Raw genomic sequence first — 15,654 nt, 5'->3', positions numbered from 1 at the left:
GGGACTAGGGGAAGAAGTGTTTAGAATCAAGGGTTTCGGGAATTGAGAATGTCCTAACCGCCTTGGCGGTTGCTATAAGAGAAAATAATCAAACAAAAACAGCGCTCGCCTGAAATATTTCAGGCGAGCGCTGTTTTTGTTTGTTTATTGAATAGGACTACAAAAAACAGACCTTTTCTCTTTCAACAATGCCAAACTAATTTGGCTTGCCACCTAACCACAGTACCCAAGTCGGGTAATTTCACCCGATCCCTTCGATGACCGGATGGAAGTAGAATGCCAGCCCCAAAACCGTATAAGCCGCTAACAGCAGTGTGCCTTCCAGCCAATTCGATCGCCCATCGGAACTAATCGAATTAGCAATCAACACCGCCACAACTACCGCCACCAATTCAAACGGATTGAAATCCAAATCCATTGGTTTGTGCAGCACCCAGCCAGTCAGAACTAAAAAAGGAGCCACAAACAAAGCAATTTGCAGACTTGAACCCAGCGCCACCGAAACCGAAAGATCCATCTTATTTTTCATCGCCACAGTAACAGCGGTGGTGTGTTCGGCGGCATTGCCAATGATGGGGACAAGGATCACCCCGGTAAACAAAGTTGTTAGCCCTAGACGGGATGTCGCTTCTTCCAGGGTGCTAACTAGCAGTTCCGACTCCACCGCTACCGCCAGGGTGCAGGCTAATAGTACTCCCGCCCACAGCTTGAGATTCACTTTGTGTTGCGGTGGTTGATCGGGGGCGAGATTCGCTTCTGCTAACTCTTGAGGGTCCATCTCCGCCAAGCCCGCATCGTAGAGATAGGCGTGAGTTTTCATAGAAAACAGCAGCGTCAGCCCGTAGACGAGGATTAATACGATCGCAACCCAGTCAGAAAGGCTTTGAATTGCGCCTTCATCAATCCCGCTAGAGGTGTAGTTTACCGCCGTCGGTAGCAACATGGCAATTACAGCCAGGTTCATCGCCGAAGCATTAACGCGGGCGACAATCGGCTGAAATTCTTGTTCCTTGTAGCGCAGACCTCCCAACAGCATGGAAAGTCCCATCACCAGGAGTAAGTTGCCGATAATCGAACCTGTAATACTGGCTTTGACCACATCGATCAATCCAGCATTGAGGGCGACAATACCGATAATCAATTCCGTGGCGTTGCCAAAGGTGGCATTTAGGAGTCCCCCCAGGGATGGGCCAATGACGACAGCGACTTCTTCGGTTGCTGTACCCATCCAGGCTGCAAGGGGTACTATGGCTAGTGCCGATGTGATGAAGATGGTCAGCGATCCCCAATGCAGGAAGTGTGCAGCAATGGAAATCGGGATGAACACCAATAAGGCTAAGAAGATATTGTCTTTGGTCAGCATCAAATTAACGGTGTTTTTTGCGATCGATTCCGCTGGGAGGTTGAAATTTCACAATTCCCAGACGGCGCTTAGTGATAGTCAGAATCTAGGATACTCGCTTGCTTAGGTTGTGCAGGGTAGGAAAAATAGTGTATTTTTCTCTTCTGGCATTCCTCGGCTTCCTACTTGGGACGGATGAGTTACATAATATTTCATTTGTTTAATTTTTAGTTGTAACTATCGCTGCGATCGCTCAAGTTTCGTTAACTTACGTTAAATCGTCGTCCCAGCGCCCTAGATTTTGCAGTTAAATCAAAAAAGCTGCAAGTAAACCCCCCCCTTGGTAGATGCTTTTACCCTTGATAGCAAGCACTTAGTCATTGGTCAGTTGTCAGTTGTCAGTTGTCAGTTGTCAGTGGTGATTCTCTCCCCCACTCTCCCACTCTTCCCCTCTTCCCCTAGCCCCTAGCCCCTAGCCCCTAGCCCCTCTCTTCCCCTAGCCCCTAGCCCCTAGCCCCTAGCCCCTCTCTTCCCCTAGCCCCTAAAAAAATATGTCAGTTTTTGTTGAGGACGTAGAATCGGTCAGCCTTGCGCCTCTAGCACCTCCAGAACAAGCTCAGAGCGATCGCCCGCAGATTACAGGCGTTTTCGTCACCGTCCACGGCCATTTCTACCAACCTCCACGTGAAAACCCTTACCTAGATGCGATCGAGCGTCAGCCTAGCGCGGCTCCTTTTCATAATTGGAACGAGCGAATTCACCACGAGTGCTATCGCCCCAATGCTTTTGCAAGGGTGTTAAACGATGGCGGCGAACTCGTGGGGATCGTCAATAACTACGAGTACATGAGCTTTAATATCGGCCCGACGCTGATGTCGTGGCTGGAACGCTACGATGTCGAGGTTTATCAGCGGATTTTAGAGGCTGACCGCAAGAGTTGCGATCGCCTGAACGGACACGGGAATGCGATCGCGCAAGTGTACAACCACATCATCATGCCACTCGCCAATGAGCGAGACAAATACACCCAAATTCGCTGGGGCAAAGAAGATTTCCGCTCCCGCTTCGGTCGCGATCCCGAAGGAATGTGGCTAGCAGAAGCCGCTGTAGACTATGTAACCCTAGAAACCCTGATTGACGAAGATATTCGCTTCATCGTCCTGGCTCCCTCCCAAGCCCAGCGCTGTCGTCCCATGCCCGCTTACCCCCCTTTCATCCCCCCCGTAGACGGGGGGGATGAAAGGGGGGATGACTGGATTGAAGTGGGTGGCGCTCAGATCGATCCCAGGCGTCCCTATCGCTGTTTCCTACCAGGCACCGAAAAATATATAGATATCTTTTTCTACGATGGCCCCATATCGCGGGATATGGGTTTCGACGATCTGCTCAACAGTTCCCATAACTTATCGGGGCGGATTGGCACGGCCATTGGTGGCGATCGCAGACAGGCCCAGCTGATCGCCGTCGCCACCGATGGAGAAACTTTCGGTCACCACAAGGGAGGTACGGAAAAGTGCCTCGCCTATGCTTTTACAGAACAGTTTCCCCGTAACGGCTGGAAGGTGACGAACTTTGCCCATTACCTCAGCCTCAATCCCCCTACTTGGGAAGTGGAACTCAAGCCAGTGACAGCTTGGAGTTGCTCTCACGGGGTAAATCGGTGGCAGGATGATTGCGGTTGCGGTGGTGGGGGCGGCTGGCATCAGAAATGGCGGCGTCCCCTGCGGGATGCACTGGATTGGTTGCGCGATCGCTTAATCGAAGTTTATGAAGAGACTGGGCCGAAGTTTTTCCTCGACACCTGGCTGGCGCGTGATGAGTATATAGATGTAATTCGCGATCGCACTCCAGCCAACATAGAAAGATTCCTCAGTCGCCACCGCTCCCACCAACTTACACCAGCAGAACAAATAGACGCCCTGCGCTTGCTGGAAATGCAGCGCCACGCCCTGCTGATGTATACCAGTTGCGGTTGGTTTTTTGAAGAACTTTCCCGTCCAGAAGGAGTGCAGATTCTCCGCTATGCCGCCCGCGCCTTGGAATTGGCAGGAGAAGTAGCTGCAATGCAGTTGGAAAAAGAGTTTCTCCTCCACCTTACTCAGGCTCCGAGTAACATCCATGAGTTCAAAAATGGTGCTGAAGTTTATCGACAGCTAGTGGTATCCGCCCAGGTAAGCTTTAAACAAGTAGCCGCGCACTACGCCATCACTTCCCTGTTCGCCAATTATCCCCAGGAAACTCGCGTTTATTGCTACACCGCACATCGCCTCGACTACCAGTTGCAACGCATGGGGACAATGGCTCTGGCGGTAGGGCAAGTGCGGATGGTATCGGAAATTACCTGGGAGAGCGTGCATCTGGTATTTGCGGTTCTGCATCTGGGCGGTTGGGATTTCCACTGCTGCATTCAACCTTTCTCCAGTAGTTGTGCGTATACCCAGATGAAAGAGCAGTTGTTTGACGCGCTAGAACAAGCTAGTGCAGCACAAACGATATTGGCGATGAGCAGAATGTTTGGGGATGAAACTTACGCTTCGGGAACGTCTTCGATTTACAGTTTGCAGAACTTGTTTGCTGAAGAAAGACAGCGGATTATGAAGCTGTTGAGTAAGGAAACACTGACAAGGCTGGATCAACTTTATACCCAAGTTTACCGGGATAATTACAGCGTGTTGATGGCGTTCCACCGGGATGAATTGCCCGTACCTCAAGAGTTGCAGGTTGCGGCAGAGATTGCGCTGAGTAACCGTGCGACGATCGCGCTGCGGGAGTTGGAACATGAATTGACCGATTTGGCAGATGGGGAGTCCCATCTGGGTTTGAGCCAATTGGCCGAATTGGAAGCGATCGCCACAGAAGCCAAAAATATGCGCTCTCAGTTGAATATCCGCGAAGGGAAGCAAACGTTGGAACGGTTGATTTTGAAAGCCCTCTGGCATCTCCTCTACGACGGTAACCCAACTACTTTGGCAACGGATATCCAACGTATAGAACGCACGATCGATGTAGGCTCTAGGCTCAATCTTGGCTTATCTCTCGATCGAGTACAGGAAGTATTTTGCAGCTGCCTCCACAAATACATCGTACCCCAGTGCATACTGGTTGATGTAACTTGGCAGCCTGAAAACGAGGGAATCTGTCGCTGGGAATTAGCTCAAATTCGTCCCCTGTTGCGTTTGGGTAAAAAGTTAGCAGTTGATGTCGATGTTTGGTTAAAACAGTATTAAACGTAAAACTGCCGCGCCCTTAGAAACCCGGTTTTTCCAAGAAACCGGGTTTCTGGGTGTTCAGTTTATTTACGCCAATTTTCATTGGATTTGCTTTTTCCCATGCAATTATCGGGCATCCGAATCAGATCGTGTCCTTAAACATCGGTTACCTAAAAAAATCCTGTTCTTATTCTTATCTGCGTTCATCTGCGTTCATCTGTCTTCATCTGCGGTAAAAATTTAACCAACGATGACAACAGACAATTTGACGATATCAGTTACTGAAGCGACGCCTGAAACGAGGATCTAAATTATCTGTTTTCTTCTGGTTGCAGATACGGCAGAGGGTATGCAAATTACTGATATCGTTAGAACCGCCACGCGCCAGCGGGATGATATGATCGATCGTGAGTTCGGTTTCTAGTTTAGTTTTACCGCAACTTTGGCACTGATATTTGTCGCGCTCAAATACATATTTTCTCACTTCTGGTGGGATGGTAATTCGGGGAGTTTTGCTCATATATTTTATTGCTGATTATCTTGGTTGAGCATCTGACGTAGATCGTCGAGGGGTGATTCTGGTTGGGGGATTTCTGGCTGATTGCTGCTATCTCTTTTTTCAGTTTCTTGTTCCTCTGCATAAAATTCAAGGCTTATTTTAATTTTTACTTTTCCCTTTTTCCAGCTTTTAGAACCGAGGTTTAGGATTTCACAATCTATGCCATCTTTAAACCATTTCGCATATTCATCATAGTTATTATTAGGACATACTGCACGCTCTATCGGTATTCCTTGATACTTTTTTAAGTGTTCGGTTAGTTTTTCTCCCATTGAAGAGTCAAATGATTTGTTGATAGCTGTCTTAAATCTATGTACTTTGAATGTCTCATCCCCAAACGACAAAACATCATCATCGCCGCAGTCTTGTAAATAGTAGTTATCTTGCACCTCAATCTCCTAGCTATGTAACTGCACTTCTAAATATCCTCGTTTATCATCCGACGCAAATCGTCGAGAGGCGATTCGGGTTGACTGGTTGCAACTGGTTCTTCAATTTCAGGTTCATCAGGAATAAATTCTAGCGTAATTTTTAGTTGGATTTTACCTTTTTGCCAGCCTGGTGAACCAACTCTAAGAATTTCACAACCTATGCTGCTATTGGGAACAATTAACCCTCCTGGATATATTTTTACTGCTTGGGAATTGAAATCTTCGTCTATTGCCCTAGCAACTTTTGAGTAGTTACTACGTGATGGTTCTAATGCACCTTTAATTAAATCCTTAAATTGCGCCCATTTTAAGAGAGTATTTTCAAATGATAAAACATCATCATCCTCGACTTTTTGCAGATAGCAGTTAAATTCCATATCACCCTCGCTAAAAATTTTCTACTAACTATCGTTTCAGAATATTTATATTTTGTCAATAGTCCCGGCAAACCGCCTATCAACTGTATTTTTACACTTGCGCTGTCAGCCCGGAAATTGATGATGCTGTTGGCAAATCAATCGGTGGTGTCGCCCACACCCGCCCTGCACTCAAGTGCAGGGCTAATAGCGAAAGTCCACTCAAGTGGACTGAAAGATTAGTATTCAGTCCATTTTAATGGACTTTCGCTATTAGCCTGCGATTTGAATCGCAGGCGGGCCCCAAGCGAAGTCAGTCGCTTTGTGTAGAATTAAACTATCATCAATTTGCCAACAATATCATTGATGATGCTATTGGCAAATCAATCGGTGGTGTCCCCCACACCCGCCTGCGATTTGAATCGCAGGCGGGCTCCAAGCGAAGTCAGTGGCTTTGTGTAGAATTAAAATATCATCAATTTACCAACAGCATCATTGATTTTCGGTTGGTTAGGCGGGTTACTTTATAGCGTTTTGAAATGAGTCGCGAACACATATTTAATAGTGAATGTTGGGTTACGACGCGGTAAAAGACGTATCTGTGATCATTATTAAGTTAATTACCGCGTCTAACCCAACCTACCATTCTTTACATCTCAAATGGAAACACTATAGCTATGCAAAATGTTAATTTTTTCTACATTTCTCCAACATCTGCTATACCAGCTAAGTTAGGAAAATCAGAAGTTTCTGAATTAGGAGAAAGTGACATAACATCAGATTCACCAATTACAGGTAACTGATGCTCATACAATTGCATCGCCTGCAAACAAGCGTTTATGCCAGCATTAGCCTGATTATAAACTGCGATCTTTTCCTCAACTTCACTCATCAAGCGACGATTGCGATCGATTTTCTCTTCTGCTTCTTTTTCCAAAGTTTGCTCCAGATACGCACGCGCCTGATTGTATTGCTGCAAAATCTCATCAGCTTGGTTTTCTGCCATCGGCAATAACTGAGTATTGATAGTTTGATTGATGGTTTGGCGGAAGGTGCGGCGAATTGTGTCGGAAACTTTTGGCTCAAAATCTAGTTTCAATAATTGTCGAATCGCCGGTTCTGCTTCCACCATGCTTTCGCAGTCATAACTTTGCGAAGTTTGCTGCAAAGTTTGGCGGAATTGATATATGGAGAAAGTGCCTTCATCATAGAAACGGGGACTTTCCCGCACAAAGCGATCGCACTCCACTTTCGACTGATTAACCAAAGCCTGACTAACCTGTTTCTCCAGCACCTTCAACTGTTGCTCAATTCCACCATCATTACCCAGCAATCGGTACAAATGACGGTAGTATTCCGACTTGCGAATTCGCTCAGTCAATCGCTGAAAAAAGTTAGCAACAACTTCCTGGCAAGACTCAACTAAAATATCTTCTAATTGATTCGCCAGATAATAAAGTGCCTCCACCAAAACTGCAAGTAAAGGTGCAGTAGCATTGCGAGGATGGCTGAGGGTTGCGCGTTGGTAAGCCGCACGCACAGAAAAGCTATCCAGCAACTCATCCAAACGGCGAATCATCCGAGATTGGAGTTTGTGAAAATCTGTTTTAAAACCTTGGCAGCTATCTGTGACTACCTGATTAACCTCTTGTGCCATGTGTTCGCGAAATTCATTACCAACTTGTTGAAGTTGATGGTTTAGCAATCCCAATTCCTGCGCTTTCATCGATTCAATCTCGCGAGGCTGACTATCCAATTCTCGGTATAGGGACAGGTAATGTTTTTTCAGGCTAATGCACAGAGGTTGCAAGTCAACAGCCAAATTCTTAAATAGTTCGGGACGTTTTTCGTGAGTCAGGTAATGGGTAATGGCGTTCCGAAATTCCTCAATGCCGCTATCTTCAATCAGTTGCTTAATTAGCGGCGTTCCCCATTCAGCTAGAATCCGCACATAGTTCTCGTTTGGGGTTTCATAACTATTGACAGAAACGCGAAACTTACTGGGGGACAGCTTGCCGGAGTTAGCGCAGTAGCGATTAAATTCATTGACGAACTGCGGCGTTTCTTCTCGAATATTACTATTTTTGACGCTTTCAGAAAAGATGGAATCTAAACCAAAGCGATCGCGTCCGCTTGTACCTTTAATTTGGCTGCCGTAAAATCCCAGTAACCCGCTTGTTTTATATACCTTCGGCGTATCCCGAAACTGAGAGGTAATCAAGTCATCCAACCTTTGCCGCAACTGAGTGTTGTACCAAGTTTCGTCGATGCGGTTGAAGGCGTAAAAAACGCGATCGCGAATTCCCGGATTACCCCGCATCTTCTCCAGCAGTTCCGTTTCTTCCGTCGTCATGTCACCCGCAGATGCTGGTTTCAAAACGCACACAACTGCTGAAGTTTCCGGATCTTCAATTTTGCGATAAGTCAGTTCGGCATCTTTTTTGACTGGCGCATCAATCCCCGGCATATCAATCAAAATATTGCCATCTTGTAATAAGGGATGATAGCAGTAATACTCGATGCGCTTCAAAACCGCACTGTTACTACCCCGACGCGCATAACTGGCAGCTTCCTTGAGATTGGCAAAGTCGAACTGTTCCATAGAATAAGTGGCATTGGCATCGGCGTAAATGCGATCGCAATTCGCCACATACCCTTGCAGCAACAACATCAGCGCCTTCGCCTGTTTTGCACGTTCTGACTTGCTTTCGCCACCCTCCTGCTGGATGATTGCTTCGCACCCCTGGCGCAACAGGTTCATCACCTCAGTATCGTAGATATTTGGAGGTGCTGCTAACCCCAGTCGTTTGCAGATGGCAAGTGCCTGTTCCCGAATCTCCGCCTCGCTGAGAAACGTCAGCACTACTCGTTCTTTGTCCAGTTCCGCATATTCGATATAACATTCCGTACCAGTAGCGTGTCCTTCGGCGCTGTAAAGCAATTCCCGTTCCAGCAATGCGTTAATCAGCATCGATTTACCAGCACTAAACGCACCAGCAAACACAATTTCAAATTTGGGGGAAATCGCTTTTCGCAGGGAAGCTTGAATTGGTGTGATATCATACTGCGATCGCAAAGACGTTTCCTGATGCAGCAAATGCAGCAGACTATCCACCTGTTCTGACAAATTCTGACACTGCGGCGCTACTTGATTCATTGTAAATTCCCATCCTTCTAATGACCGATATCAGATTTTATATCATGTTCGGTAGCATCGGTTACCTAAAAAATTCCTGTGATTATTCTTATCTGCGTTTATCTGCGTTCCGGAGTCTACCCTACGGGAAGGCGAAGCGCCTACATCTGCGGTAAAAATTTAACCAACGATGACAACAGACAATTTGACGGTATCACTTATGTACTAACGATGCAACGGGACACGATATTCTATATTAGATTTAAAAAGACAAGATTGTCAATTAAAAATAAATTTGAAATTTATCAATCAATAATGACTAGCTGATTAACCAACTCTTCCAAATCGAGATAAAACATAATTTTATCATTAGTAATTTGGATAATGTTTTGAATTGCTGAGGACAAGTTGCCCTGCTGATAAAGTTCTGGAATCTTACCAAATTTGTCTTCGGCTATTTCTAAGACAGTTGGTATTTCAGGAATGGGAATACCGATGCGCTGTCCTTCTTTGAGCGTACAAATAATTAAGTATTGACGTTCTCGCTCATCGTGACTGCTGATAAAAATCTTAGCCGGATCGATGAGAGTAATTATTTCATTTTTATATTCTACCAAACTGCGACCGCTGTGAAGAACACCGTGGGGTGTAAATTCGTTGATAACGTGCTGCACTCGATCGATAGAAATAGCATATCGTTCGTTTCCCAGTTGAAAAGAAACCAGTTTCCGCATGGGAGTGCGAGTTGCAAGATAGCGTTTACTGCGAAATCGTCGGCTCATATTTAATTTGGGGACTGGGGACTGGGGAGAAGAGTTTCCGTATTTAAATGTGCTTTAAATTATAAAGTACGCGATCTACAGCACCTTGCAGTTGCATGAAGTACAGCTGCTTTGTTGGGCCTGTGCGATAGCGAAACCCAACCACCACCCGTGTAGCGTTGGGTTTCGTTCCTCAACCCAACCTACAGATATTATAAGTGATTAACCGGACATGATATGATATCATGTCCGGTTACATCGGCTTTGTCTGTGAGAATCATTGGTTAAATTTTTACCGCAGATGAAGACAGATGAACGCAGATGAACGCAGATATGAAAAGAGATTTTTTAGCGCCCCGATGCTATCGGACATGATATGACAACTGACAACTGACTAATGTTTAATTAAGTTAGCGATCGCCTCCAATAACTGAGCCTCATTATAGGGCTTGGTGAAATATTGTACAGCACCCAATTGTGATGCCATTTGACGATATTTTAAGCCAGAACGCGAAGTTAACATAGCAACGGGAATAGAAGCAAATTTGGGCTGAGATTTCACACTTTGCAACAGTTCAAATCCATCCATCCGGGGCATTTCGATATCCACAATCATCAAATCGCAAACGAGACCTTGCTCTAATTTAGATAAAGCATCTTGACCGTCCTTTGCTTGTGCCACTCTGTATCGAGCGCGAGTTAAAGTTTGAGATAGTAACTGTCGGATGGTGTAAGAATCATCAACTATCAAAATTTGCGGTTGGAAGCTAGCGGGTGGTGCCAGCAGATCGGTTCGTATACCAAGCGAGGATTTGTTATCAACAGAAATACTCGTGCTGTTGTGAGTTAAAAATTTATCTATTAAATCATCTACATCTAAAATTATCACTACCCGACCATCACCCAGAATTGTACAACCAACAATACCGGGCGGTTTAGATAGAGGTGGAGGCAGCGGTTTGACGACAATTTCTTGTTGACCGATGATGCGTTCGACTGCGATCGCTAAAACCCCTTCACTCGAAGCTAAAACCATCACCGGAATGCTGTCTTGGGTGAACGGAAAGGCATTGGGTGCGGCAACGGGTACGCTGTAGTGCAGTAACTCTTGCAACCGCACCAGTCGAATAAACTCGTCTTCCCAGTGCAACATCGCTCGATCACCTGCCATCTGGATGCGATCGCTTTGAATATCAATAATTTCCTCAATTGCATCCAGCGGCACGGCTATAATATTATCCTCTACCTTCACCAACAAGGCATCGGCGATCGAAAGCATCAGCGGCAGCTTCAAAATAAAACTGGTGCCTTTCCCCAGACGAGAATCAACTTTGATCGTGCCGCGTACCTGCCGCAAATTGTTGCGAACAACATCAAGCCCCACCCCCCGCCCGGAAAGGTCGCTCACCTTATCGACAGTACTAAATCCAGGCCAAAACAGGAATTCGTAGAGTTCGCCAATAGAGAGGTCGGGCGCTTGTTCGGGTGTCACCAAACCCATGAAGACAACTCGCGATCGAATAACTTCTGGGTCAATACCCCGACCGTCATCTGTAATAGTAATAATAGTTTGTCCGCTTTGGTGACGCGCTTCAATTTCGATTTGACCTGTCGCCGGTTTGCCCCCTGCTTGACGAACTTCAGGCGGTTCGATACCGTGATCGAAGGCGTTGCGTAGCAGATGCACAAGCGGATCGCGCAAAGCATCGAGCAAGCTTTCATCAACTTTGGTATCCCGTCCCAGTAACAGCAGATTCACATCTTTGTTATAAGTACGGGATAATTCCCGCAGAGATCTGGGCAGGTGATCGACAGCACGACTGAATGGGACCACCCGCAATTGCATGACGCGACTGCGAAGTTGGTCGGTGATGCGCCGCAGTTGATCGGTGCTGCGCTCAAATTTGACTGCCAATTCGTCGATCGAGCCTGCCGATTGAGCGATCGCTTGGGTAATTTCAATTACTTCTACAGCTTTGGAGTGGAATTCTGTATATCGATCCATCTCCAGGACATCAAAGGATCTTGGATTGTGCAGTTGTTTGTTAGTTTCAGTAGTCTGCAATTTGGGATCGGAATTGCGAAAATCTAAAATGGAAAGGCGATCGTATTCTTCTCGCAATTCGCTGCCAAAGTGATGTAAAGCTAAAATGCTCTTGCGGATGCGCTTAGCTTCAGAACGTAACTGGGCTTCCTGGAGTTGAAAATTTGTGCGGTTAATCACCAACTCCCCCACCAGATTTATCAATTCTGTCAGGCGTTCCACTTCTACGCGGATGGTGGATTGGGGGATTGGGGACTGGGGATTGGGGATTGGGGACTGGGGATTGGAAGAAGAAGAAAGGTTGCTCTCCCGCTCTCCCACTCCCCCACTCCCCCGCTCTCCCACTCCCCCACTCCCCCGCTCTCCCACTCCCCCACTCCCCTGCTCCCCCACTCCCCCACTCTCCCCCTCTTCTACTAAGGGTTGTACGGTAACAGCTTCTCCTTGCAAAACTTGGGTGCGAATTCTTTGTAAGTTTTGAGCTATAGCCCATCCAGAGGACTGTAATTGCTCTACCGTCAAATCGGGGGTATCGATCAAAGCTCTCAATTGATTAGCAATTTCCGCAAGGTAAGAGATCTGTAATATCCCCGCTACTCCTGAAATTTGGTAATAAATATTGTTGATAGCTACTAAAGTTTGAGGCAGGGTATCTGTAGTAGATTGAGAAAGTTCTGCTTCTAATTGATTGAAGACAGAAGGTAACTCGAACTCGAAAATCGCTTTGATGGAGTCAATGTTGATAAGACTGTTAGTTGAGGTGATGTTGTGCTGTTCTTTTTTGCCATATTTCGCTTCCAGATCGGCTTCGATCTGAGCGATCGCCTCAAAGTGAGTAGCGATCTCTGAGTCATCAATCGACGTTGTGCGATCGCCACTCATGTTGCCTTTTCCCGCACAGACTATGTCGGCAATAATTCTCAGGCGATCGACCCCTTGCAGCAGCGCAGTTACCGTTTGCGGTTCCAGTTGGGAAAGTTCCATGCGATCGCGCAGAATTGCAAAGCTATCTTCCAAACAGTGCGCCGCCTTTGATAGACTCTCAAACCCAAATATCGAAGCCGAACCCTTGATCGAATGAGCTAGTCGAAAAAGAGTTTTGACCGCCTGCGATCGCTCTTCCGTAGTACTGCTGCCTTCCATTGCCAAAAGATTCTCCTCCATAGATTGGAGAAACTCTTGCGTTTCAGCGATAAATACACCGATTAGATCGTTAAAATCGTCATCGTTCATATACCGGGATTTGTTATTTGTCATGTATTAGTTATTTATCGATGAGAAATTTTAGATTTTAGATTTAAAATTTCAGATTTAGCATCGTCAATTTTAAAAATAATCCAAAATCCAAAATCCAAAATCCAAAATTCTTTGATGACTAACTTCTAAAATTTGCTACCGAACCTTGCAGTTTATTGACAGCAACTGAGAGTCCGTGCAGAGAAGCCTGTACTTCTAAGGCTTTTTGAGATGTGGTAGTGGAAATAGTATTCACCTGTCGCATACTGCCGGAAATCTGTTCGGCAAAAGTAACCTGCTTTTTAGCAGCACGGGTAATATTTTGAATCAAGCCATTCATCTCTCGGCTGACTTCAATAATCGCAATCAAATTAGTCTTAGCTTCAGCCGCCAACTGAGTGCCTTCCACCACCTCTTGCGTGCCTGAATCCATAGTTGTAATTACCCGACTGATTTCATCCTTAATAGTGCTAACAATGTCGGAAATTTCTTCTGTTGCAGAGGCAGAACGTTCTGCCAACTTACGCACTTCCTCAGCCACTACTGCGAAACCTTGACCGTGTTCGCCAGCTCGTGCCGCTTCAATCGTAGCATTCAGAGCCAGCAAGTTTGTTTGAGCGGCGATTTGCGAAATTGAGTTGACAATTTTGCCAATTTGTTGTGAACTTTCTCCCAGGCGTTTCATCATTTTGGAAGTTTGGGCGATCGTTTGTCGCAACTCGTTGATTCCTTCCACAGTACGATCTACAGCAAGTCCACCTGTTTCTGCTGTTTGACGCGCCTGTTCTGCTACTTGTTCGGCGCGTTTTGCTACATCTGAAACATCTTTGATGGAGTTCACCATCCGCTCGATTTGTTGCAGCATACCATCAATTTGTTGAGCTTGGTCGTGCGCTCGATCGGCCAATTGACTGGTGTCAGTAATGGAGGTACTGGTGGCAGTACGTACCTCGCTGGATAAGTCTTGAATACCATTAACCACCTTGCGTAATGAACTGATCAGGAAGTTAAACGAGTCGGCTACAGCACCCAGGATGTCATTGGTTACTTGCGCCCGCACGGTAAGATCTCCCTTGGCTGCTCCTTTAATTTCATTCAGTAACTTTAGCACCTGCTGGCTGAGAGAATCAGCTTCTGTTTGGCGTTCGGCTGCCAGTTTTTGCAGTCTTTCTTCTGCCTCTTTTAACTCTGTGATGTCAAAACGAATAGCAATGTATTTCACAATTTGGCTGTTGGTATCAAATATGGGAGCAATGGTTGAATCTACCCAATAAAATGAGCCATCTTTCCGCTTATTTTTTATTTCCGCTTTCCATACATTACCTCTATAAATGGTTGCCCACATATCTGCGAAAAATGATGGTGGGTGATGCTTAGAGTTGATTATATTATGGTTTTGCCCTATCAGTTCTTCCCTGCTGTATCCAGAAATTTCACAAAACCTGTTATTGGCATAAGTAATTATGCCTTCTCGATCTGTTTCGCTGACAATTGCAGCCTCGTTAAGGGCGTCTTGCCGCATTTTGAATTCATTTTGCAGTTGTTGGAGTTCGTGATTAGATTTAGTTAACTCCGTCGTTCGCTGATTAACTCGTTCTTCAAGTTCTGCATTCAGGGTGCGAAGTTTCTCTTCAGCTCGCTGGCGTTTAAGATCGATCGTACTTAGGTTTTTAGCAGTCCACCAAATTAGCACCCCAAAAACTGCTATGTTGAAGACTGCCTGGAGGGATATGGCAAGCTCTGTGTTGTAGTTTTTGGCTCGATAACCTGCTAAGATGAACCAACCCACGACGGGAGGAATGCCGATCGCAGCTGAAGCCAAACGCCTAGCCATCATACCCCCCGCATTCTGAGTTGTGACAATCTGCATCACCCCTCTGTCTGGACGGGCGCATAGGATACCGATGCAGAGTATCGAGAAGGTAATGGCTGTATGCAAGGCCATTTGGGTATAAGAGTTAATACCGTAAAGGGATGTGACGCTATAGGCATAGCCCAGCAATCCCACAAAGGCTACGAAGAAAGCTCCCAAGGTGAAGATTTGAGCGACTCGATAGTTGGTATAGTTTCTTACCAAAAACAGCAGGGCGCAGCCCACCATAACGAAGTTAGCAGCTGTGTTTGCACCCATCCGACCGGGAGCAGAAGTCCCTGCGGCTTTTGCTGAGTCCTTGAAGAGAAATTGGTCAATACCAAAGTCCCCATTCAGGCCATACTGGATTAAGGTGAGTAAGCCGATTAGCAGAACTAGAGCGGCACAAACTTGCGCCCACCTTAAAAAGTTTTGAGTTGTTGGAGTAGCTTGTGCGTGCAAGACAGAATTATTCCCAGTCCCGTGGGATTGATGCCACATCCACAAAGCTGCACCCGCGAAGATAAAGCATAAGGCGGTATTAGCTTTCATAGTGACTAGCCCAGGCAATATGCTTTTAAAGAGGGGAATGTTAAACATCCAACCTATGATGACGATACAGCCGATCGCTATAACCGCAATACTGGCTTTCCTGGAAAAGGCTTGCAGTGAAGGAATAAGGTTGGGGGTTGATGGTACGTCTACTTGCTCTATAGAATATTCCATTT

General features: G+C 46.1%; 9 protein-coding genes. 1 reads left to right on the top strand and 8 read right to left on the bottom strand.

The features are described 5' to 3' along the window. Positions 1-241: 241 nt before the first annotated feature. Positions 242-1,363 (bottom strand): calcium/proton exchanger, encoded by a 1,122-nt coding sequence (cax, locus tag LAY41_RS13525; RefSeq protein WP_249098303.1) that lies wholly within the window; start codon positions 1,361-1,363, stop codon positions 242-244. Positions 1,364-1,893: 530 nt separating this feature from the next. Here cax and LAY41_RS13520 point away from each other — a divergent pair. After that, a complete protein-coding gene (locus tag LAY41_RS13520; protein WP_249098299.1) occupies positions 1,894-4,569 on the top strand; it encodes a DUF3536 domain-containing protein in 2,676 nt (891 codons plus the stop codon). Positions 4,570-4,825: 256 nt separating this feature from the next. Here LAY41_RS13520 and LAY41_RS13515 read toward each other — a convergent pair whose 3' ends face one another. The 7 genes from LAY41_RS13515 to LAY41_RS13485 all read right to left on the bottom strand — a co-directional run bounded on the left by LAY41_RS13515 (position 4,826) and on the right by LAY41_RS13485 (position 15,652). After that, a complete protein-coding gene (locus LAY41_RS13515) occupies positions 4,826-5,071 on the bottom strand; it encodes an HNH endonuclease (protein ID WP_249098297.1) in 246 nt (81 codons plus the stop codon). Positions 5,072-5,076: 5 nt separating this feature from the next. Then, positions 5,077-5,499: a KGK domain-containing protein gene (locus tag LAY41_RS13510; RefSeq protein WP_249098294.1), complete on the bottom strand. Its 423-nt coding sequence runs from the start codon at positions 5,497-5,499 to the stop codon at positions 5,077-5,079. Positions 5,500-5,528: 29 nt separating this feature from the next. Further along, on the bottom strand, positions 5,529-5,918 hold the full coding sequence (locus tag LAY41_RS13505) for a KGK domain-containing protein (RefSeq protein WP_249098291.1): 390 nt from the start codon (positions 5,916-5,918) through the stop codon (positions 5,529-5,531). A gap of 676 nt (positions 5,919-6,594) precedes the next feature. Next, positions 6,595-9,054 (bottom strand): dynamin-like GTPase family protein, encoded by a 2,460-nt coding sequence (locus LAY41_RS13500; RefSeq protein WP_249098290.1) that lies wholly within the window; start codon positions 9,052-9,054, stop codon positions 6,595-6,597. Positions 9,055-9,338: 284 nt separating this feature from the next. After that, positions 9,339-9,815, bottom strand: coding sequence for a chemotaxis protein CheW (locus tag LAY41_RS13495; protein WP_249098288.1), 477 nt, complete (start codon positions 9,813-9,815; stop codon positions 9,339-9,341). Between the two features lie 373 nt (positions 9,816-10,188). Beyond that, a complete protein-coding gene (locus LAY41_RS13490; RefSeq protein ID WP_249098286.1) occupies positions 10,189-13,095 on the bottom strand; it encodes a hybrid sensor histidine kinase/response regulator in 2,907 nt (968 codons plus the stop codon). A 118-nt stretch (positions 13,096-13,213) separates the two neighbouring features. Continuing rightward, positions 13,214-15,652 carry a methyl-accepting chemotaxis protein gene (locus LAY41_RS13485; RefSeq protein ID WP_249098284.1) on the bottom strand — a complete coding sequence of 813 codons (2,439 nt, stop codon included), beginning with the start codon at positions 15,650-15,652 and terminating at the stop codon, positions 13,214-13,216. Between the last annotated feature and the right edge of the window lie 2 nt (positions 15,653-15,654).

The sequence above is a fragment of the Argonema galeatum A003/A1 genome (genome assembly GCF_023333595.1).
In the GTDB taxonomy this organism is placed as follows: Bacteria; Cyanobacteriota; Cyanobacteriia; order Cyanobacteriales; family Aerosakkonemataceae; genus Argonema; species Argonema galeatum.
The sequence above is the reverse complement of the archived record's forward strand: the minus strand, read 5'-3'. Positions and strand labels throughout refer to the sequence as shown.

What these genes read in the sequence shown, in the direction of transcription:
- LAY41_RS13515 (WP_249098297.1), bottom strand. Translation starts at nt 5,071, where the DNA reads ATGAGCAAAACTCCCCGAATTACCATCCCACCAGAAGTGAGAAAATAT.
- LAY41_RS13505 (WP_249098291.1), bottom strand. Translation starts at nt 5,918, where the DNA reads ATGGAATTTAACTGCTATCTGCAAAAAGTCGAGGATGATGATGTTTTA.
- cax (WP_249098303.1), bottom strand. Translation starts at nt 1,363, where the DNA reads ATGCTGACCAAAGACAATATCTTCTTAGCCTTATTGGTGTTCATCCCG.
- LAY41_RS13500 (WP_249098290.1), bottom strand. Translation starts at nt 9,054, where the DNA reads ATGAATCAAGTAGCGCCGCAGTGTCAGAATTTGTCAGAACAGGTGGAT.
- LAY41_RS13490 (WP_249098286.1), bottom strand. Translation starts at nt 13,095, where the DNA reads ATGACAAATAACAAATCCCGGTATATGAACGATGACGATTTTAACGAT.
- LAY41_RS13485 (WP_249098284.1), bottom strand. Translation starts at nt 15,652, where the DNA reads ATGGAATATTCTATAGAGCAAGTAGACGTACCATCAACCCCCAACCTT.
- LAY41_RS13520 (WP_249098299.1), top strand. Translation starts at nt 1,894, where the DNA reads ATGTCAGTTTTTGTTGAGGACGTAGAATCGGTCAGCCTTGCGCCTCTA.
- LAY41_RS13495 (WP_249098288.1), bottom strand. Translation starts at nt 9,815, where the DNA reads ATGAGCCGACGATTTCGCAGTAAACGCTATCTTGCAACTCGCACTCCC.